Annotated in this window: 16 protein-coding genes, 1 tRNA gene and 1 pseudogene; 9 read left to right on the plus strand and 9 right to left on the minus strand. The window is 57.5% G+C overall.

What is annotated here, in order from left to right; genetic code table 11:
* Positions 1-80: 80 nt before the first annotated feature.
* Positions 81-1,376, plus strand: a complete 1,296-nt coding sequence (locus IOD40_RS07305; protein WP_198475839.1) for a peptidoglycan DD-metalloendopeptidase family protein — start codon at positions 81-83, stop codon at positions 1,374-1,376.
* A gap of 110 nt (positions 1,377-1,486) precedes the next feature.
* Here the strand turns inward: IOD40_RS07305 and IOD40_RS07310 are convergent, their stop codons facing one another.
* Entirely contained in the window at positions 1,487-2,365 is an 879-nt protein-coding gene (locus IOD40_RS07310; protein WP_198475841.1) for an ATP-binding protein, read from the minus strand.
* A gap of 179 nt (positions 2,366-2,544) precedes the next feature.
* On the opposite strand from IOD40_RS07310, the gene yajC reads away from it, so the two are divergent.
* From yajC to IOD40_RS07330, 4 genes are read left to right on the plus strand one after another with little or no spacing between them, the layout of a single operon-like run.
* Positions 2,545-2,880: a preprotein translocase subunit YajC gene (yajC, locus tag IOD40_RS07315; RefSeq protein ID WP_198475843.1), complete on the plus strand. Its 336-nt coding sequence runs from the start codon at positions 2,545-2,547 to the stop codon at positions 2,878-2,880.
* 57 nt (positions 2,881-2,937) lie between these two features.
* Positions 2,938-5,499 (plus strand): protein translocase subunit SecDF, encoded by a 2,562-nt coding sequence (secDF, locus tag IOD40_RS07320; RefSeq protein WP_198475845.1) that lies wholly within the window; start codon positions 2,938-2,940, stop codon positions 5,497-5,499.
* A 6-nt stretch (positions 5,500-5,505) separates the two neighbouring features.
* Positions 5,506-5,895: an Mth938-like domain-containing protein gene (locus IOD40_RS07325; protein WP_198475847.1), complete on the plus strand. Its 390-nt coding sequence runs from the start codon at positions 5,506-5,508 to the stop codon at positions 5,893-5,895.
* A 1-nt stretch (position 5,896) separates the two neighbouring features.
* Positions 5,897-6,736, plus strand: a complete 840-nt coding sequence (locus IOD40_RS07330) for a phytoene/squalene synthase family protein (RefSeq protein ID WP_198475849.1) — start codon at positions 5,897-5,899, stop codon at positions 6,734-6,736.
* A 4-nt stretch (positions 6,737-6,740) separates the two neighbouring features.
* On the opposite strand, the gene trmFO is transcribed toward IOD40_RS07330, so the two are convergent.
* Both trmFO and IOD40_RS07340 read right to left on the minus strand, forming a co-directional pair.
* Complete coding sequence (trmFO, locus tag IOD40_RS07335; RefSeq protein ID WP_198475851.1) at positions 6,741-8,162, minus strand: methylenetetrahydrofolate--tRNA-(uracil(54)-C(5))-methyltransferase (FADH(2)-oxidizing) TrmFO; 1,422 nt, start codon at positions 8,160-8,162, stop codon at positions 6,741-6,743.
* Between the two features lie 173 nt (positions 8,163-8,335).
* Positions 8,336-8,476 (minus strand): DUF1127 domain-containing protein, encoded by a 141-nt coding sequence (locus IOD40_RS07340; RefSeq protein ID WP_198475853.1) that lies wholly within the window; start codon positions 8,474-8,476, stop codon positions 8,336-8,338.
* 250 nt (positions 8,477-8,726) lie between these two features.
* On the opposite strand from IOD40_RS07340, the gene IOD40_RS07345 reads away from it, so the two are divergent.
* Together IOD40_RS07345 and IOD40_RS07350 are read left to right on the plus strand one after the other, a co-directional pair.
* A complete protein-coding gene (locus tag IOD40_RS07345; protein ID WP_198475855.1) occupies positions 8,727-9,836 on the plus strand; it encodes a DUF2157 domain-containing protein in 1,110 nt (369 codons plus the stop codon).
* Positions 9,833-10,408 carry a GDYXXLXY domain-containing protein gene (locus IOD40_RS07350; protein WP_198475857.1) on the plus strand — a complete coding sequence of 192 codons (576 nt, stop codon included), beginning with the start codon at positions 9,833-9,835 and terminating at the stop codon, positions 10,406-10,408. Before IOD40_RS07345 ends, IOD40_RS07350 begins: the two co-directional genes overlap by 4 nt.
* Positions 10,409-10,429: 21 nt before the next feature.
* On the opposite strand, the gene IOD40_RS07355 is transcribed toward IOD40_RS07350, so the two are convergent.
* Together IOD40_RS07355 and IOD40_RS07360 are read right to left on the minus strand one after the other, a co-directional pair.
* Entirely contained in the window at positions 10,430-11,551 is a 1,122-nt protein-coding gene (locus IOD40_RS07355) for an FUSC family protein (protein ID WP_198475859.1), read from the minus strand.
* Between the two features lie 298 nt (positions 11,552-11,849).
* The gene (locus tag IOD40_RS07360; RefSeq protein WP_198475861.1) at positions 11,850-12,146 is read right to left on the minus strand and encodes a hypothetical protein; all 297 of its coding nucleotides are present in this window, start codon (positions 12,144-12,146) and stop codon (positions 11,850-11,852) included.
* A 138-nt stretch (positions 12,147-12,284) separates the two neighbouring features.
* On the opposite strand from IOD40_RS07360, the gene IOD40_RS07365 reads away from it, so the two are divergent.
* Positions 12,285-13,184 carry a LysR family transcriptional regulator gene (locus tag IOD40_RS07365; protein WP_198475863.1) on the plus strand — a complete coding sequence of 300 codons (900 nt, stop codon included), beginning with the start codon at positions 12,285-12,287 and terminating at the stop codon, positions 13,182-13,184.
* Position 13,185: 1 nt separating this feature from the next.
* On the opposite strand, the gene IOD40_RS07370 is transcribed toward IOD40_RS07365, so the two are convergent.
* A tRNA-Leu gene (locus IOD40_RS07370) sits at positions 13,186-13,270 on the minus strand.
* 398 nt (positions 13,271-13,668) lie between these two features.
* Between IOD40_RS07370 and tig the strand changes: the two genes are divergently transcribed.
* Entirely contained in the window at positions 13,669-15,150 is a 1,482-nt protein-coding gene (gene tig / locus IOD40_RS07375) for a trigger factor (protein WP_198475865.1), read from the plus strand.
* A 63-nt stretch (positions 15,151-15,213) separates the two neighbouring features.
* Here tig and IOD40_RS07380 read toward each other — a convergent pair.
* The 3 genes and pseudogenes from IOD40_RS07380 to IOD40_RS20020 form a co-directional block, all read right to left on the minus strand.
* Positions 15,214-15,375: pseudogene (locus IOD40_RS07380) on the minus strand (JAB domain-containing protein); the annotation flags it as partial.
* Positions 15,376-15,629: 254 nt separating this feature from the next.
* Positions 15,630-15,872 (minus strand): helix-turn-helix domain-containing protein, encoded by a 243-nt coding sequence (locus IOD40_RS20345; RefSeq protein WP_407649102.1) that lies wholly within the window; start codon positions 15,870-15,872, stop codon positions 15,630-15,632.
* A 129-nt stretch (positions 15,873-16,001) separates the two neighbouring features.
* Positions 16,002-16,265: a helix-turn-helix transcriptional regulator gene (locus IOD40_RS20020; protein ID WP_233713884.1), complete on the minus strand. Its 264-nt coding sequence runs from the start codon at positions 16,263-16,265 to the stop codon at positions 16,002-16,004.
* Positions 16,266-16,589 lie beyond the last annotated feature (324 nt).

Raw genomic sequence — 16,589 nt, forward strand, 5'->3', positions numbered from 1 at the left:
TTTCCTCGGATTAACGGCCCAGTAACATTAACGCGCTTTAATCGAACCATTCATTGGTATCGAGTGTTGCGGGTAGTGTGATGGGTTTCGCAGTTTCAGGCCAAAACCGCCGTGTTCTGTTGCGCGGAGCCGCTGTCATCCTGATTGGCGGTCTCACCGCCGGATGCAGTTCGGGAGCAATGCGCTTCGAGGACCTGGCCGGTCCGCAGGCCAGCGTTTCCAATCAGCAATATTCGGGATCCGCGTATGGCGTGGATCCGACCGCAACCGGTTCGATTTCATCGGCGCCACGGCAGGGCGGCTTGCTGAACCGGCTGACTCCACGACCACGGCAGGATCTCGGTGGGCAGTACGCAGCAGCGCCATCGCAGAACAGCTGGCAAAACAACAGTGCCCCGCAGCCGGTTTATTCAGCGCCCGCATCGCCCGTCTCAGCCGGACCTGCACTGGCACCGGTGATGCGCAGCAGCCTTGATCCTGCACCCGCCGTCCCGCCTGCGGCTCGACACGCGGAATCGCGTCCGTCCACCGCGTCGGGTGCTTTTGGGCAGACGGATCAGGTCGCACGCGTTCCTACGCCAACGAAGGCCCCTGATGGCCGGGTAGTGAATCAGTCTACCAATCTGACACAAACAGCACAGCTGGGTACGCAGTCGGTCGCGTCCGGCGCGCAGGCCGCTGCTGCTGGCAACGTCCACAAGGTTGCGTCCGGCGACACGCTCCACTCGGTGTCACGGAAATATCAGGTCAGCGTGGATTCACTGAAGCGAGCCAATGGCCTTTCCGACGGCAACATCCGTATCGGGCAGACGCTGACGATCCCGGGAGCCGGGGCAGCTAGTGCCCCCGTACAGGTAGTAGCGGCACCGAAGCCAGCGACGGCTGCGGTCACGCCCGAAACGCCGAAGCCGGAAGTTGCGACCTATACTCCACCGAAGAAGGCCGAGTTGCCAGTCCAGCAGGCGGCAATCGACCGCACAACGCCGGCTCCGAACGCAACCGGCATCTCCAGCATGCGCTGGCCGGTCCGCGGTCGCGTCATCAGCGGCTTTAGCGCTTCAGGTGCGAAGAAAAACGATGGCATTGATATCGCAGTCCCGGCGGGCACGCCGATCAAGGCTGCTGAAAACGGTGTCGTGATCTATGCCGGCGACGGTCTTAAGGAATTCGGCAATACGGTTCTGGTCCGGCACGAAAACGGGCTGGTAACCGTCTACGGCCACGCCAGCGAGCTGAAGGTTCAGCGGGGTCAGAAGGTCCGTCGTGGTGAAGATATTGCGTTGGCCGGTATGAGTGGCTCGGCAGAAATGCCGAAGCTGCACTTTGAAGTCCGGAAGGATTCCACGCCGGTCGATCCTTCGAAGTACCTCGAGTAAGCGAACCGAACAAATGTAGGGGTGTCCGTTTCGTCTCCAGTCCGGACCACCTGCAAAATAAAGGCCCGCATCGCGCGGGCCTTTTTGCTATTCGGGATCACCTGTCTCGCTTATGCTTCCAGCCGGTGACCCAGCCGACCGGCCAGATCCTGTACGAACTGCCATGCAACTCGGCCAGATCTGCTCCCGCGCGTGGTTGCCCACTCAAGCGCGTCACGACGCAGCTCGTCAGCACCGACCTTGAGACCGAAGTGCTTTGCATAGCCGTCGATCATTTCGAGATATTCGTCCTGCGAGCATTTGTGGAAACCGAGCCACAGGCCGAACCGATCGGATAGCGAAACCTTCTCTTCGACGGCCTCAGCCGGGTTGATTGCGGTTGACCGCTCATTCTCGATCATGTCGCGCGGCAATAGGTGCCGACGGTTGGAGGTGGCGTAGAAGATCACATTTTCCGGCCGTCCTTCGACACCACCATCGAGCGCTGCCTTGAGGGATTTGTAGGAGGCATCGTCATGATCGAACGAGAGATCGTCACAGAACAAGATGAAATGCTGCGGCTGGCCCTTGAGGATGGTGAGAAGCTTGGGCAGCGACGAAATGTCTTCGCGATGGATTTCGATCAGCTTCAGTCGGGGCTGATCGGGCGCACTTTCAGCCAATATTGCAGCATGCGCGGCCTTGACCAGCGATGACTTGCCCATCCCGCGGGCACCCCACAACAAGACGTTGTTCGCCGGTAATCCCCGAGAAAATCTTCGAGTATTCTCGACCAGGATATCGCGAACCCGGTCGACGCTCTTGATAAGGGAGATGTCGACGCGGTTGACCTGATGCACCGGTTCAAGCGCGCCGAGCTCAGCTGACCATACGAAGCAATCGGCCGCCGAGAGATCGCTGGGCTGCGGTTCGCGCGGAGCAAGAAGGGCGATCGTTGCGATCAATTTGTCGATCTTTTCTTCCAGCGTCTCGGGCAGGGCGGTGCTCATGCAAATATTTCCGTGCTTATCGATTGTTACCGGCTGAGGGTCTATCATGCGTCTCAATGCCTTAAAAGGCGTGGGGTCGAAGCAGGCACGGTTGCATTGAAACCGTGAGACATTATATTCCGGCCACCTTTCAGGGGCGGTTCGGCCGGCCTTTATCACCTTCGTTTCAGGAGATTTCCATGTTTGTCACCCCGGCATACGCCCAGACTGCGGCAGGCGGCCCAGACATTTTTGTCAGCATCCTTCCGTTTATCCTCATCTTCGTTGTGATGTATTTCCTGATCATCCGGCCTCAGCGCCAGCAGATGAAGAAGCGCGCCGAGATGCTCGCGGCAGTTCGCCGTGGCGATACCGTGATCACGGGCGGCGGCCTGATCGGCAAGGTGACGAAGGCTGCTGACGACGAGCTGGAAGTTGATCTTGGCAATGGCGTCACTGTGAGGGCGCTTCGCGGCACCATCGCGGACGTTCGCGTCAAGGGCGAGCCGGTGGCAAACCAGAACGCCAAGAAATAACCTCATTCAAGGCAGAAGCGGTACCCGTGCCGCTCCGTCTGTATTGGACGTTTTAATATGCTTTATTTCTCGCGTTGGAAGTCGGTATCGATCTGGTTGGTCGTACTTCTCGGTATCATCGTAGCGCTACCGAACCTCCTGCCACAGTCGGTCCTGTCGTCGATGCCGAACTGGCTCCCGACGCGACAGCTTACGCTGGGTCTCGACCTTCAGGGTGGATCTCACATCCTGTTGCAGGTGGATCGGGAAGATCTTATCCGGGACCGACTTGAAGCCGCGAGAGATGACGTCCGCACCAAGCTTCGTGATGCACGCATCGGTTATACCGGGCTCTCCGGAACCGGGCGTGCTGTCCAGGTTCGTATCCGCGACGCCAGCCAGGTTGAAGCTGCAAAGGCTGCTCTGGCCGACCTCACGGCACCGGTTTCGGCAGGTTTTCTTGGAGCCGGTACGGTAACCGAGGTTGCCATGACGGAGCCGGAGCCAGGATTGCTGCGCTTTTCCCTTACGGATGAGGGCATCAATTACCGCGTTGGCACTGCGGTCGACCAATCTGTTGAGGTGGTCAATCGGCGCGTTAACGAGCTTGGTACTACTGAACCGATCATTCAGCGCCAGGGAACGGATAGAATCCTTGTTCAGGTGCCTGGCCTAGAAGATCCGCAGCGCCTGAAGGACATCCTTGGCCAAACCGCCAAGCTGACCTTCCAGATGGTCGACCAGTCAATGCCGGCACAGGAGGCGCTCAACGGCCGCGCTCCCGCTGGCACGACGGTTATGATGTCGAACGATGAGTCGCAGATTCCGTACATCATCGAGAATCGCGTCATCGTCTCCGGCGAAAATCTCGTAGATGCGCAAACCAGCTTTGATCAGCGGACGAACGAGCCTGTTGTATCGTTCCGTTTCGACAATCAGGGTGCAACACGATTTGGCCAGGCTACACAGCAGAACGTTGGTCGCCTGTTCGCCATCATCCTGGACAACAAGGTTATCTCCGCTCCGCAAATCCGCGAGCCGATTCTTGGTGGTTCTGGGCAGATTTCAGGCAACTTTACCGTTCAGAGCGCGAATGACCTGGCGGTCCTTCTGCGCGCCGGCGCGCTTCCCGCCGATCTGCAGATTATTGAGGAGCGCACCGTTGGACCAAGCCTGGGGCAGGATTCGATTCAGGCTGGTACCTTTGCGACCGGTGTTGCAGCGATGCTGGTATTTGCGTTCCTGATTATTTTCTACGGAAAGCTCGGGGCGCTTGCGAGCATCGGCTTGGCCGCAAACCTCGCTATGATGATCGCAATTTTGACCGTGCTTGGCGCTACGCTGACCTTGCCCGGCATTGCAGGTATTGCCCTTACACTTGGCATGGCTGTCGACTCCAACGTGATCATTTACGAACGCGTTCGTGAGGAGAGGGCGCAAGGCAGGTCGCTGATCCAATCGCTTGATTCCGGGTTCCGTCGCGCACTTGCCGCGGTCGTTGACGCTAACGTCACGACGCTTATCGCAGCCGGCATCCTGTTCTATATGGGCACCGGTCCCATCCGTGGTTTTGCCGTCACTCTGGGGATCGGTATTATCACCACGGTCTTCACCGCCTTCACTCTAACCCGCTGGTTGATCGCCGTCTGGCTGCGTCGTACGCGCCCGACTGACTACCCGGCTGGCCTCGTGCACGTGCTTCCTCTTGAGCCGAAGGTGAAACTGATGCGCTGGCGCAATGTCGCCTTCGCCGTATCTTCGGCCGCTTGCATCGCGATCATCGCGATGTTCTTCACCGGCAACATGAACTACGGCATCGACTTCCGCGGCGGGTCGCTGATTGAGGTCCAGGCGAAGAACGGCGTGGCTGACCCGGGTGATGTACGTGCCCGGCTGGGCGAATTGGCAATCGGCGAAGTTCAAGTTCAGGAATTTGGCAACGCCGAACTGATGATTCGTGTTCAATCGCAGGACGGCGACGAGGATATGGCTGAGCAGGCTGCCGTCGAGTCTGTACGCGGCGCAATTGGCGATGAATATGAGTTCCGTCGAGTAGAGGTGGTCGGCCCAACTGTCTCGTCCGAACTCGCCTGGTCTGGTGCCATCGGCATTACAGCATCACTGATTGCGATGCTCATCTACATCTGGATCAGATTTGAGTGGCAGTTCGGTTTGGGAGCGATCGTGTCGACGTTGCACGACGTGATCTTGATGATCGGCCTCTACGTGGTCTTTGGCATGGAGTTCAACCTCGCCAGTATCGCGGCCATCCTTACGGTCGTCGGTTACTCGATCAACGATACGGTCGTTATCTACGATCGGGTTCGAGAAAATCTGCGGCGATATAAGAAAATGCCGACCCTGGATTTGCTGAATCTATCGCTCAATCAGACGCTTTCGAGAACTTTCCTCACCGGTTTGACGACGATTCTCGCACTTGCCACGCTCTATATGTGGGGTGGCGAAGTCATCGCTGACTTCATGCTCGCCATTCTGATTGGCGTGCTGATCGGAACTTACTCGTCTATTTTTGTGGCGGGCCCGATGCTGTACCTCTTCAACCTTCGACCGGGTATTTTCGCCGAGAGCACCGACGAAAAGTCGAATACCGCCGGTGTTGCTCCTACCAAGGTGGCATGATCCTCAATGAAGGAAGGTTTGATCATCCGCGCGGCCCATTATCCGGGCCGCGCTCCGATTGATGCCTACGGAAACGGCGGGTTCCGTTTCGCCGACATGTCTCATCGCGGCTCGATTCTTTGTCTGCCATCGGGCATCCACGGCTGGCCTGTAACGAGTGGTCGTGGGCTTACCGAAGAGGATCTGGAAAAGGTCATTGCCGAGGCAGGAGAGCTGGATATCCTTCTTGTGGGGACCGGGATCGATCTGGTGCCACTTTCGAAGACGGTCCGCGAGCGGTTGCGACAATTCAACGTGTCAGTCGAGCCCATGTCGACGGGCTCGGCGGTGCGGACTTACAACGTTCTCTTGGCCGAGGACCGCGCAGTCGGTGCAGCGTTGATAGCGGTTGAGTGAGATGACAGAGACGCCCGCGTCGCTTCTTCCCGACCTGCGCAAGAATGATCTAGATCGCTATATTTCGGTGCTGTACGCGCCGGCAGAGAAGCGTGAAGCCTTGGCGGCGCTGTATCTATTCAATGCCGAGATAGCCGCGATCCGCAGCCGGATCCATGATCCCATGCCAGGTGAGATCCGTGTCCAATGGTGGCGGGATACGCTGCAGAGTGGGGATCCCGATGCGGCGGGTCATCCGATCGCAACGGCATTGTTGCGCGTCGTCCACGAACATCGCCTTCCACTGGCAGCGTTCGATAATTATCTAGAGGCTCGGATCTTCGACCTCTATGACGATCCAATGCCCTCTCGCAGCGACCTCGAAGGCTATTGCGGTGAGACGGCGTCGGCGGTGATTCAGCTTGCAGCGCTAATTCTCGATCCGGTGACTGCGCGAAGCTATGCTGCCGCGTCAGGACATGCCGGATGCGCACTTGCGATAACCTCACTCTTGAGGCTGATTCCAATTCACCGCTCTCGCGGGCAGTGTTACATCCCGGCCGAAATTCTGGGCGCGGCAGGCATCAGCCGGGAGGAGTTTCTGACCGGCGAGAATCCTGAAGGCGCGCGTCGAGCGATCGCCGGAATGTCGGCGCTTGCGCACGAACATTTCGTTCAATTCGAAGCTGATGCGAAAGGGTTGCCACCGGCACTGGTCAGCGCATACCTGCCGACGGCGCTGGTTCCTTTGTATCTGGCGAAAATTGGCAACGACAGCCTCGATCCGATGGTCGATGTCGTCGACATTTCGCTGCTACGAAAGCATTTCAAGTTGATTACCAGCGCCTTGCGGCGCTGGTAATCATTTACTCGGCTGCGGCCAATCCTTCGCTTTCCAACCAGCGACGGCAATCAGCGAGTGCACGGGCGGACAGCGCCCTTTTCTTCGCGATTGCCTTGTCCTTGCCGCGGAAGCGCCCTTCGAAGCCATCCGGACGCAGTTGCGTGCCAGGTTCAAGTGGCGGGAAGAGGCCGAAGTTCACGTTCATCGGCTGAAAGGAGCGCTTGCCTGGCTCGTCATCTGAGACGATGTGCCCACCGGTGATGTGGCCGAGAAGGGCACCGAAAGCCGTTGTCTGCGGCGGCGTGACAAGTGACCGGCCAAGACGCTGTGCCGCGGCGAAGCGACCCGCGAGAAGACCGATAGCTGCGGATTCGACGTAGCCCTCGCAGCCTGTAATCTGGCCAGCAAACCGCAGGCCCGGACGGGATTTCAACTGCAGCGATCCATCGAGCAGGATCGGCGAATTGATATAAGTGTTGCGGTGCAGGCCGCCTAGTCGGGCAAATTCTGCATTTTCCAGGCCAGGGATCATGCGGAAGATGCGAACTTGCTCGCCATGCTTCAGCTTCGTCTGGAACCCGACCATGTTGTAGAGGGTACCGAGTGCATTGTCTTGGCGCAGCTGCACGACCGCGTAGGCTTTCACCGTCGGATTGTGGGCGTTAGTCAGCCCCATTGGCTTCATCGGGCCATGACGCAGTGTCTCTGCGCCGCGCTCTGCCATAATCTCGATCGGCAGACACCCATCAAAATATGGCGTGCCTTCCCATTCCTTGAACTCGGTTTTGCCGCCAGCGATCAACTCGGCGACGAACTTCTCGTACTGCTCCTTGCTCATCGGGCAGTTGATGTAGTCTTTGCCCGTGCCGCCCGGGCCGACCTTGTCATAGCGCGACTGGAACCAGGCGACGTTCATATCGATCGAGTCGAAATGAACGATTGGAGCGATTGCGTCGAAGAAGGCCAGAGAATCCGCGCCGGTCTCCGCGGCAATCGCCTCGGCCAAAGATGGTGCCGTGAGTGGCCCGGTGGAAACAATCGTCAGGTCCCAATCCTGCGGGGGGAGACCGGTGACCTCTTCGCGCACGATGGTGACGAGGGGGTGCGATTTCAGTGCGGCAGAGACCCGGTCCGAAAATGCGACGCGGTCGACCGCGAGGGCGCCGCCCGCTGGTACCTGGCTCGCATCGCCCGACGCCATGATCAACGAATTGGCCAAGCGCATTTCGGCATGCAAGACGCCAACTGCATTTGTCTCGGCATCATCCGATCTGAACGAGTTGGAGCAAACCAGCTCGGCAAGGCCGTCAGTCTGGTGCGCCTCGGTCTCTCTTATGGGACGCATCTCGTGGAGGATTACAGGTACGCCCGCTTGTGCGAGCTGCCATGATGCTTCGGAACCGGCGAGACCGCCACCAACGACGTGTACAGGAGCTATTGTCATGGAAGGGAAATAATCCGCTACGGGCGTGAAAGCAAGGAAGCCCGAAAACGACAACACCCGCCGGGGGAGGAGGACCGGCGGGTGTCGTTTAAGTGGCCCTCAACTGGGAGGAGGAAGTTTTGGGCCTTATTCGCCGGGTGGGAGGAGGAACCCCGGCGAAAACTGAATTCTTTTTAGACCGACTTGCGGGCGATGAACGGGATGTCACCGCGGGCGATGCCCAAGTCGTGAAGTTCACGATTGGAAAGGCGGCTCAGCTCGTTGACGGTGTCACGGTAGCGGCGCCAATTGCGGAAATTGCGGATCAAGTTCATTTCGTCACCTAGAGAAGCTTTTGTGTTTCGTTGTTCTTGCGATGATTGGTAGATAGGTCCGTAGCTTCTTCTTTTGAAGTGCTACTAGTGCATGGCACCAATGCGTTTTGTGCATTGCAGCATTAATGCGCATCTACCGTTGGGGCAGGACAATGGCGGATGTCTCCTATGTGGCCGTATTTGCGACATAAATTGGTCTGGATGTCGCTATGTTGCACGCCAGCATCGTCGCTGCGCAGAGGATGAGATGGTGAGTTACGCAAGTAAGGTCAAGCGGGACATAGAGCGGTGGGTTGAGGCCGGCATTATCGGGTCCGATACGGGTTCGAAACTTGCGGCCGATGTTGCGCAACACCATCGCGGAGCGTCACTCGGTGCTATGCTCGCAACGATGGCCTCCGCACTGCTGGCAGCATCGATATTGATTTTCATTGCGGCGAACTGGGAGGTGATACCGCGTCTGACGCGAGTAGCGTTCCTGTTCCTGCTAATTCTGGTTGGGTATGTATCCGGTGCCATTCTGAAGTTGCGCGAGCATGGTACCTTTGGTGAGGTTGCCTGGGTGCTCGCAGCAGTCAGCTTTGGCGCGGCAATAGCATTGACCAGCCAGATGTATCACATCTCCGGCGATGAGACGCAGGCACTGATAATGTGGTGTGTGGGCACAGGTTTTGCGGCGGCCGTGCTTCAGTCTCGCTACCTTACGGTCTTGGCAGCGCTCCTGGCAATTTGCTGGATGACCGTAGCCGTTTCAGAGAACGCCTCGAAGGCGACGTCTCTTTCACTTCAATATCTCGGCCTCGGGTCCACGGTTTATGCGATCTCGTATTGGACTAGGAGCAGAGCGGCGCGGCAAATCCTGGTAGTCTCGCTTTCTCTGCTGGGGTTCTTGAACTTCTTGCACGAACCCGCCTTGGCGTATCCCATGGTACTTGGCGGAGGCGGCGTTGCGTTGTTCCTGCTCTCGGTATGGAAGCCGGTTTTCGTTCAGCGATGGCTGGGTCTGGGATCGAGTGGATCCGTTCTCGGACTTCTCGCATTTATAACCGCGGCGGGGATGGCGCAGCTGGATTATATCGATACCGACGGATTCCTGTTCGCATCCGCTGCGGTATTCATCGGTCTGGTCGGGGCAATGCTGCTTTCCGGACGGGACAACAGGTCGCTTCGTTGGCTGGTGTACCTCACGTTCAGCGCCGAACTGGCGGTTGTTTACCTTGTAATGATCGGGACGATGCTAGGTACAGCCGGGTTCTTCCTGGTAGGCGGGCTTGTTCTGGCGGCCCTCGCCTGGTTCATCAGTCGATTTGAGCGGCAGATACGGGGCGACCGATACAACGAAGGAGGATGGGCTCAATGACGAGACGTTGGCTGATTATCCTCGCGTTTCTGGTTGCTGCCGCGCAGATCTCCGTCTTGAGTTGGACCATCTTAGGCCGGGCTTCCATCTTGCGCGATGGAAGCGAGATCGTGCTCTCCGTGGAGCCTGTCGACCCACGTGACTTGCTGAGAGGTGACTACGTCACTCTTGCCTACAACATCAGCGATATTCCGCTAGAGCTTTTCAGCGATCTCGCAAACGGTGGAAGTACTGTTGCTGAAACGGTCTATGTCCGTCTGCGGCCGGGCGGGGAGGGGATCTGGGCGCCGATTGCAGCATCGGTAGGTGCGCCCTTGTCAAATCCTCCATTGGCGGATGAGGTCGATATTCGCGGCCACGCCCGTGTAAATGTCCATTCGCGCCAAGAGACAGTGCGAGTACGATATGGCATTGAGCGATATTACGTACCCGAAGGCGAAGGCCGTGAAATCGAGCGCAATCTGGGGCTAGGGTCGTTTACCGTACGGGTGGCTGTCGCGGCGGACGGAGCCTCGCAGATCAAGTCGCTGCATGACGGGGACAGAATGCTTTATCAGGAGCCCTTGTATTAAGGGGTTTTGATCGCGTCATCGTTAGGTCTCTCGAGCGTCATCCGGTCTGCCGTGTCTCTTGGCCAAATGGCGTCGATCATCAATCGACGACAATAGGACTGCGATCCCGACGCCAACGGCGACGCCCAAAACGGTGTCCAATACGCGTTCAGGAGCCATTTGCGCACCAGCCGATTGCGGAGCGGCTAGCTGCGTCATCAGCAAAGCCATGGGCGTGACCAGTACCTGTCCGATTGCGTAATTGTAGCCAATAACAATCTCAGTAAGGATCTGCAGTCCCACCAAGACACCGATAATCACCCAGGCAGACGGATCTTGTACCAACACTCCCCAAGCCAGAAACGCGCCCACCACTGTTCCGGCCGTCCGCTGCAAGGCGCGGTTCATATTGATGTGGAGGTTGGTTCCCTGAAGGACAGCAAGCGCACCCATGGCAGCCCAAGCAGGGTGGTTCGCACCAAGTAGATAACTTGTGAATGCGGCAATGCCGGCACCGACACTCGCGCGCCCTGCCATCGTCAGAAGATGAGGGATGGGTAGTTTCGGCGTGCCGGGGCCCGGAGCTTCGGATGGATGCGTATAGCGGAACCGCTCGGTCGCGGCGCAGATGAACAAGGCCAGAAGTGCGACGGCTGTCGTCGCAGCAGTCCGCTCAATTACTTGATCAAAACTCAAGCCGTCCGACATGGATGCAGCGCCGGCAAACACGAAGATCAAGGGGCCGGGCGGGCCGAATCCGAAAACCAGCCCGACGAAAAGAAAGATGCCGCATGACAAGGCCAGTAGGCAAAGCTGGAACGTATAGGACATGCCGAGCCACGCGACGGCGGACATCGAGAAGACAGCAGTTACCTGGCAAATCAGGCACAAAAACACGATCATATTGCGATCGCGGCGCGGCGCAAATCGACCAAATAGCGCGACCAGGGCGCCCAGTGATGCGAACCCCACGAGATGAGGCCACGCGGAAAGCAGGACGAGTGGCAGAGCTATGGCTGCGGTGATCCCGCCCTGCAGTCCGGCGAGTAGGGAGTTTCGAATCGAAGGTTGCTCGGCCACCGTCATGCTGTCCTGCACCTGACGCAGGTTCATCAGGTGACGTGCCGCCTGGCGCCGGGAGTGTGTGCTGGACCGTTTTTTCATCTCATGTGCCGCTAAAATCTTTCTCGTGCACGTGCTGCTCTGGGTGTTCCGTTTGCAGAAAGCAGAACTGACTTGACCGGATCGCTGCTTCTCATTTCTAGCGCAACCACGAACACCTGCGGGCGGAGGATCAGGCGCAAGGTCGGCAACTTGGTAGCCAGGATAGTAGAAGTGCCAGGCGCGCGACGGAATTGAGTTTGAACCCACCAAAAGAAAGGACGGGATCGCCGATCCCATCCTTCCAAGTTCATTACAGCAATCTTAAGGCGTGAGCGGCCGGAGCCGTCAGCGGAAAGCCTTAGTGGGCTGCCCGGATACCCGTAGCTTCGACGCCGTTAACGTAGTTGTCGCTGCCATAGTCAACAAAAGTCGGGTTCTGGCTGTTCCAGGAGATGCTGACACGCTGGCCGGTCTGAAACTGCGAAAGGTCTACGTGAGAAGGCAGCTTGTATGCGTCGCCGCCACGGATGCGGAGGGTGTTCGCGGAGCTGTTCATGCTCTCGATGTATCCGGTGCTCTCGAACGATGCAGCGGTAGCGAGGGTCGGAGCGATAAGGGTGGAAGCAGCAATTGCAGCAGCAAAAAGAGTACGCATTATCTATTTCTTTCAATGTCTTATTGGTTGGAGGGAGGGGGTGTCCAACCGATGTGATGTTGATATATGCTTGATCTGATCGGAAAAAACGGTACGAAATCCGGATACCTTGTCCGGTAATTCCGAAGAGTGTGTGCAATGAAGCCCGATTTCATGGAGGCGCGAGCCTTTGTTGCTATCGTAGATTCCGGCAGCTTCGTCATGGCGTCGAAGCAGCTGCGCCTATCGCCTTCACGTGTCAGCGAGCTTCTGATGAACTTCGAAGAGCGCTTGGGAGTTCGTCTGGTCGAGCGTACTACTCGCTCTGTAAGTCCTACTCTTGCAGGCGAGATGCTGTACGCGCGCCTGAGCCCGCTTCTGGATGAATTCGTCCACACGCTGGAAAGAACGCGGGAGTTCAACGGCAGTGTCGCCGGTCTCCTCCGTCTGACGGTTGCGCCGCCAGCAGCTGATTCACTCCTTGCGCCACACTTGTCCGAGTTCCTCAGCATGTACCCGGACGTCAGCGTCGAATTGTCGGTCGATGGGGATCGTGTCGACATTGTCACTGAGCGCTTCGACGCGGGAATCCGGTTCGGAGGTTTGGTTCACAAGGACATGATCGCGGTCAAGATCAGCGAACCTATTCCGCTGGTCGTCGTGGCTTCACCGGAATATCTGGCGAAACATGGCACTCCGGCATCACCCCATGAACTTGAAAATCACTGCTGCTTCAATGTGCGGTTGGCTGGAGGCGCCGCACTTCCATGGCGCTTTCAGCAAGATGGAAAGAGCATGGAGATGCAGTTTGAAGGGCGTATCATCGTCAACAAAACCGGCATGCAGATCAAAGCGGCCGAAGATGGACTGGGCCTTTTCCAGTCTCCGCGTAGCGCCGTGGCCGAGGCGCTGAAATCTGGAAAGCTTGTAACCGTTCTGGATGACTATGCGCCGCCGGCCCTGGATGGCTTCTATCTCTATTATCCCAGCCGACGCCTCATCAGACCGGCGCTGAAAGCGCTGGTTGATTTCCTGCGGCAGAAGCGTCGAGAGATTTGAATGGTGCGGGCGGAGGGACTTGAACCCCCATGCCTTGCGGCGCTTGATCCTAAGTCAAGTGCGTATACCAATTTCGCCACGCCCGCACGGCGCTGTCACTAGGATATATCGATGTGCGCTGCAAGTGCTGAATTGCAGGGAAGATCACTGGATGTGAAAATACGCGTGAACAACCGACATCCGGTCCTCAAAATGCATGGTGAGCCAACTGGCTCAGAAAAAGGGATTTTAAGCTAAGCAATTTAGCCGGAAACGCTGGCGTTTGCCCTAAAACTGGCTATATAGGGGCGCGATTTGTGCTGCCAGAAGCGGCGCCAATCCGGGGAATAGGTCGGTCAGTGACGGAATATTGTGGGCTTCTGCAACATGTTTTGCGCACGCCAGCCAAGATTCCCCTACCATCCCGTCCCCCGGTACGCTATTCCCGCACGCTGAACGGCGAGCCGCCGTCCCCGGCGGCTATGACGAAGACAAAGGTTTTGAGATGCAGGTTACCGAAACGCTCAACACGGGGCTGAAGCGCCAGATCAAGGTGATCGTCCCAGCCTCCGACCTGGAAGCCAAGCTCACTGAGCGGCTTTTCGCGGCAAAGGACAAGGCACGCATCAACGGCTTCCGGCCTGGCAAGGTGCCGATCCAGCACCTGCGCAAGATGTACGGCAAGTCGTTCATGGCTGAAGTCGTGAATGAGATCCTGAACAATTCCACCCGCTCGATTCTTGAGGAGCGTGGTGAGAAGGCGGCGATGCAGCCTGAGGTCATCATGACCGAGGACGAGGCTGAGGCCGACAAGATCCTCGCCGGCGGTGCTGATTTCGAATTCTCGCTGGAGTACGAAATTCTGCCGGAAATCGAGCAGAAGGACCTGTCCTCGATCAAGATCTCGCGTCTCGTCTACGACGTTCCGGAAGAAGAAGTAACCGAACACGTTGAGCAGGTTGCCAATTCGGCTCGCACCTTCGAGGAGAAGAAGGGCAAGGCTGAGAGCGGCGACAAGGTCACGTTCGACTACCTCGGCAAGATCGATGGTGTTGCTTTCGAAGGCGGCGCTGCAGAAGATTCTGACCTCGTGCTGGGTTCCAACCAGTTTATCCCTGGTTTCGAAGATCAGCTGATCGGCGTGAAGGCCGGCGAAGAGAAGGTGATCACTGTTAACTTCCCGGAGCAGTATCCGGCCGCGCACCTTGCGGGTAAGGAAGCCACCTTCGATATCAAGGTCAAGGCTGTTGCCAAGCCGGCGGCGCTTGAGATCAATGACGAAGTCGCAAAGCAGCTTGGCCTCGAAAGTGTCGAGAAGCTTCGTGAAGTCGTAAAGGGTCAGATCGAGAGCCAGTACGGCGCGGTTACCCGCCAGAAGGCGAAGCGCCAGCTGCTTGACGCGCTCGACGAAGCTTACAAGTTCGAAGCTCCGTCCAAGCTGGTTGAGGCCGAGTTCAATAACATCTGGGCGCAGGTCAATAACGACCTCGCACAGGCTGGTCGCACTTTCGCTGACGAAGACACCACCGAAGAAGAGGCCCGCGCTGAGTATCAGCGTCTGGCAGAGCGCCGCGTCCGCCTTGGTCTGGTTCTGGCTGATATCGGTGAGAAGGCTGGTGTTGAGGTATCTGATGACGAGCTGCAGCGCTCGCTGTTCGATCAGATCCGTCGCGTCCCGGCCAGCCAGCAGCAGCAGGTCTACGAATTCTACCGTAGCAACCCGAATGCGCTCGCTTCCATCCGCGCACCTCTTTTCGAAGAGAAGGTTGTTGATCACCTGCTCGGCGTAATCACCGTCGATGACCAGAAGGTCTCCAAGGAAGAGCTTCTCGCAGACGACGAAGAGAACGCAGAAGCTGCGGAAGAGAAGAAGCCGGCGAAGAAGGCGGCTTCGAAGTCCAAGGCTGCAGATGAGGCAGGCGAAGGCGAAGCCAAGAAGAAGGCAGCGCCGAAGAAAAAAGCTGCCAAGGACGAAGCTTCCGAGTAAGCGTTTCTTGCATCAATTCGAAAAGGCCACCTTCGGGTGGCCTTTTTGTTGCGACGTCTACCATCAAATCAGTTGCAAGCCCCTGAGGCTTGAATGGCCGTTCTTGCCGACGATGATGTGGTCGTGCACAACGATGTTGAGCGGCCTGGTGGTCGCGATGATCGTCTTCGTCATCTCGATGTCCGCACGGGAAGGGGTAGGGTCGCCGGAAGGATGATTGTGCACCTATCGTCTTTCTAAAAAATCCATAGAATAATCAATATGTTAATATGAATACTGGTGGGAGTGGAGCCGTTAATTGGGGTATGCAACTCGCCTCGATCCATCGAAATTCCGGTGCGCCCCGGCCGGTCCCGCAAGGGCCCGGACTTACACGCTAACGCATGACTTTTCTGGCCCAAAGCCACGGAACGAACAAGGGCCGATCTCCGATGAGCCTACCGGCCGCAGCCGTCACGCTTCGAAAGCCGGCCCTCATTTTAATCGGGTTCAGCCACAGATTGATCTGTGGCGGCGATGGCGATCGATATCCGCCTACACACCGTTAAGTTTGAACGATCCCATCGATCGAGCTCTTCGGTAGGATATAAGATCGCCTTGCCGATCTTGATATATGACGGCCCAATTCTCTTGCACCGCCAGTTTCGCAACGTACCGTCGCTGAGCTTGTTACGATAGCGTTCGACGACCTCTTCGCAGGTCAGATAAGCTGGACCAGACACGGCATCTCCAACAGTAGATTGATAAATTGTGCAACAGGCTGTTGCACAAATGCAGGCGCGGCACGCACCCGCCCCGATGGCTTACAGACCCTTGCATACGAGGCGCCCGGGATTTCGATCGGCATGACTCTATGCCTTGCGGCGATCCTCGCCGGCTCGCCGCGCTGCGGGAAGCACCTTTCGGCTGTTAGGATCCGATGTTGATCGCGTTGTGCCTAGGTCTGCCCAGGCCTTCAGGTCTCCAAGCGAGTAAACCACCCGACCGCCAAGTTTTCGGTAGGTGGGGCCTGTTCCATAAGTTCGATGCTTTTCGAGTGTCCTTGGGGACAATCCGAGAAAGAGCGCCGCCTCGTCTGTGCGGACATACCGCGTTGGAAGCTCGTTTAGTTGCATGTGATTTCTCCGTGCTATGCATGCCAAAACGGCATGCGCGCGCGGTGCTCCCATAATTTCGTTTCAAAGGCGGACCTGCTAGTTGCGGAACAGGCCGATGAGTCAGGAGCTGTCATTCTTCTTCGCGCTTCTTGCGAGCTCGTCACGCGATAGTAAGTAGTTTATCGTCCGCCTCGCAAAATGCAGCAACGCGACTTACCTCTCCACGTAGATCGGGTTCAAGCGATAGGGGGAGATAGTAGACACCCTTGATGAAGTCGCGATTGAGCCGCTCTGCACAAAGGTCAGCTTTCTTGCAGGGGCTGGATGTCGGCAACTGGTGCT

It is taken from the genome of Aquamicrobium zhengzhouense, assembly GCF_016124105.1.
GTDB lineage: Bacteria > Pseudomonadota > Alphaproteobacteria > Rhizobiales > Rhizobiaceae > Aerobium > Aerobium zhengzhouense.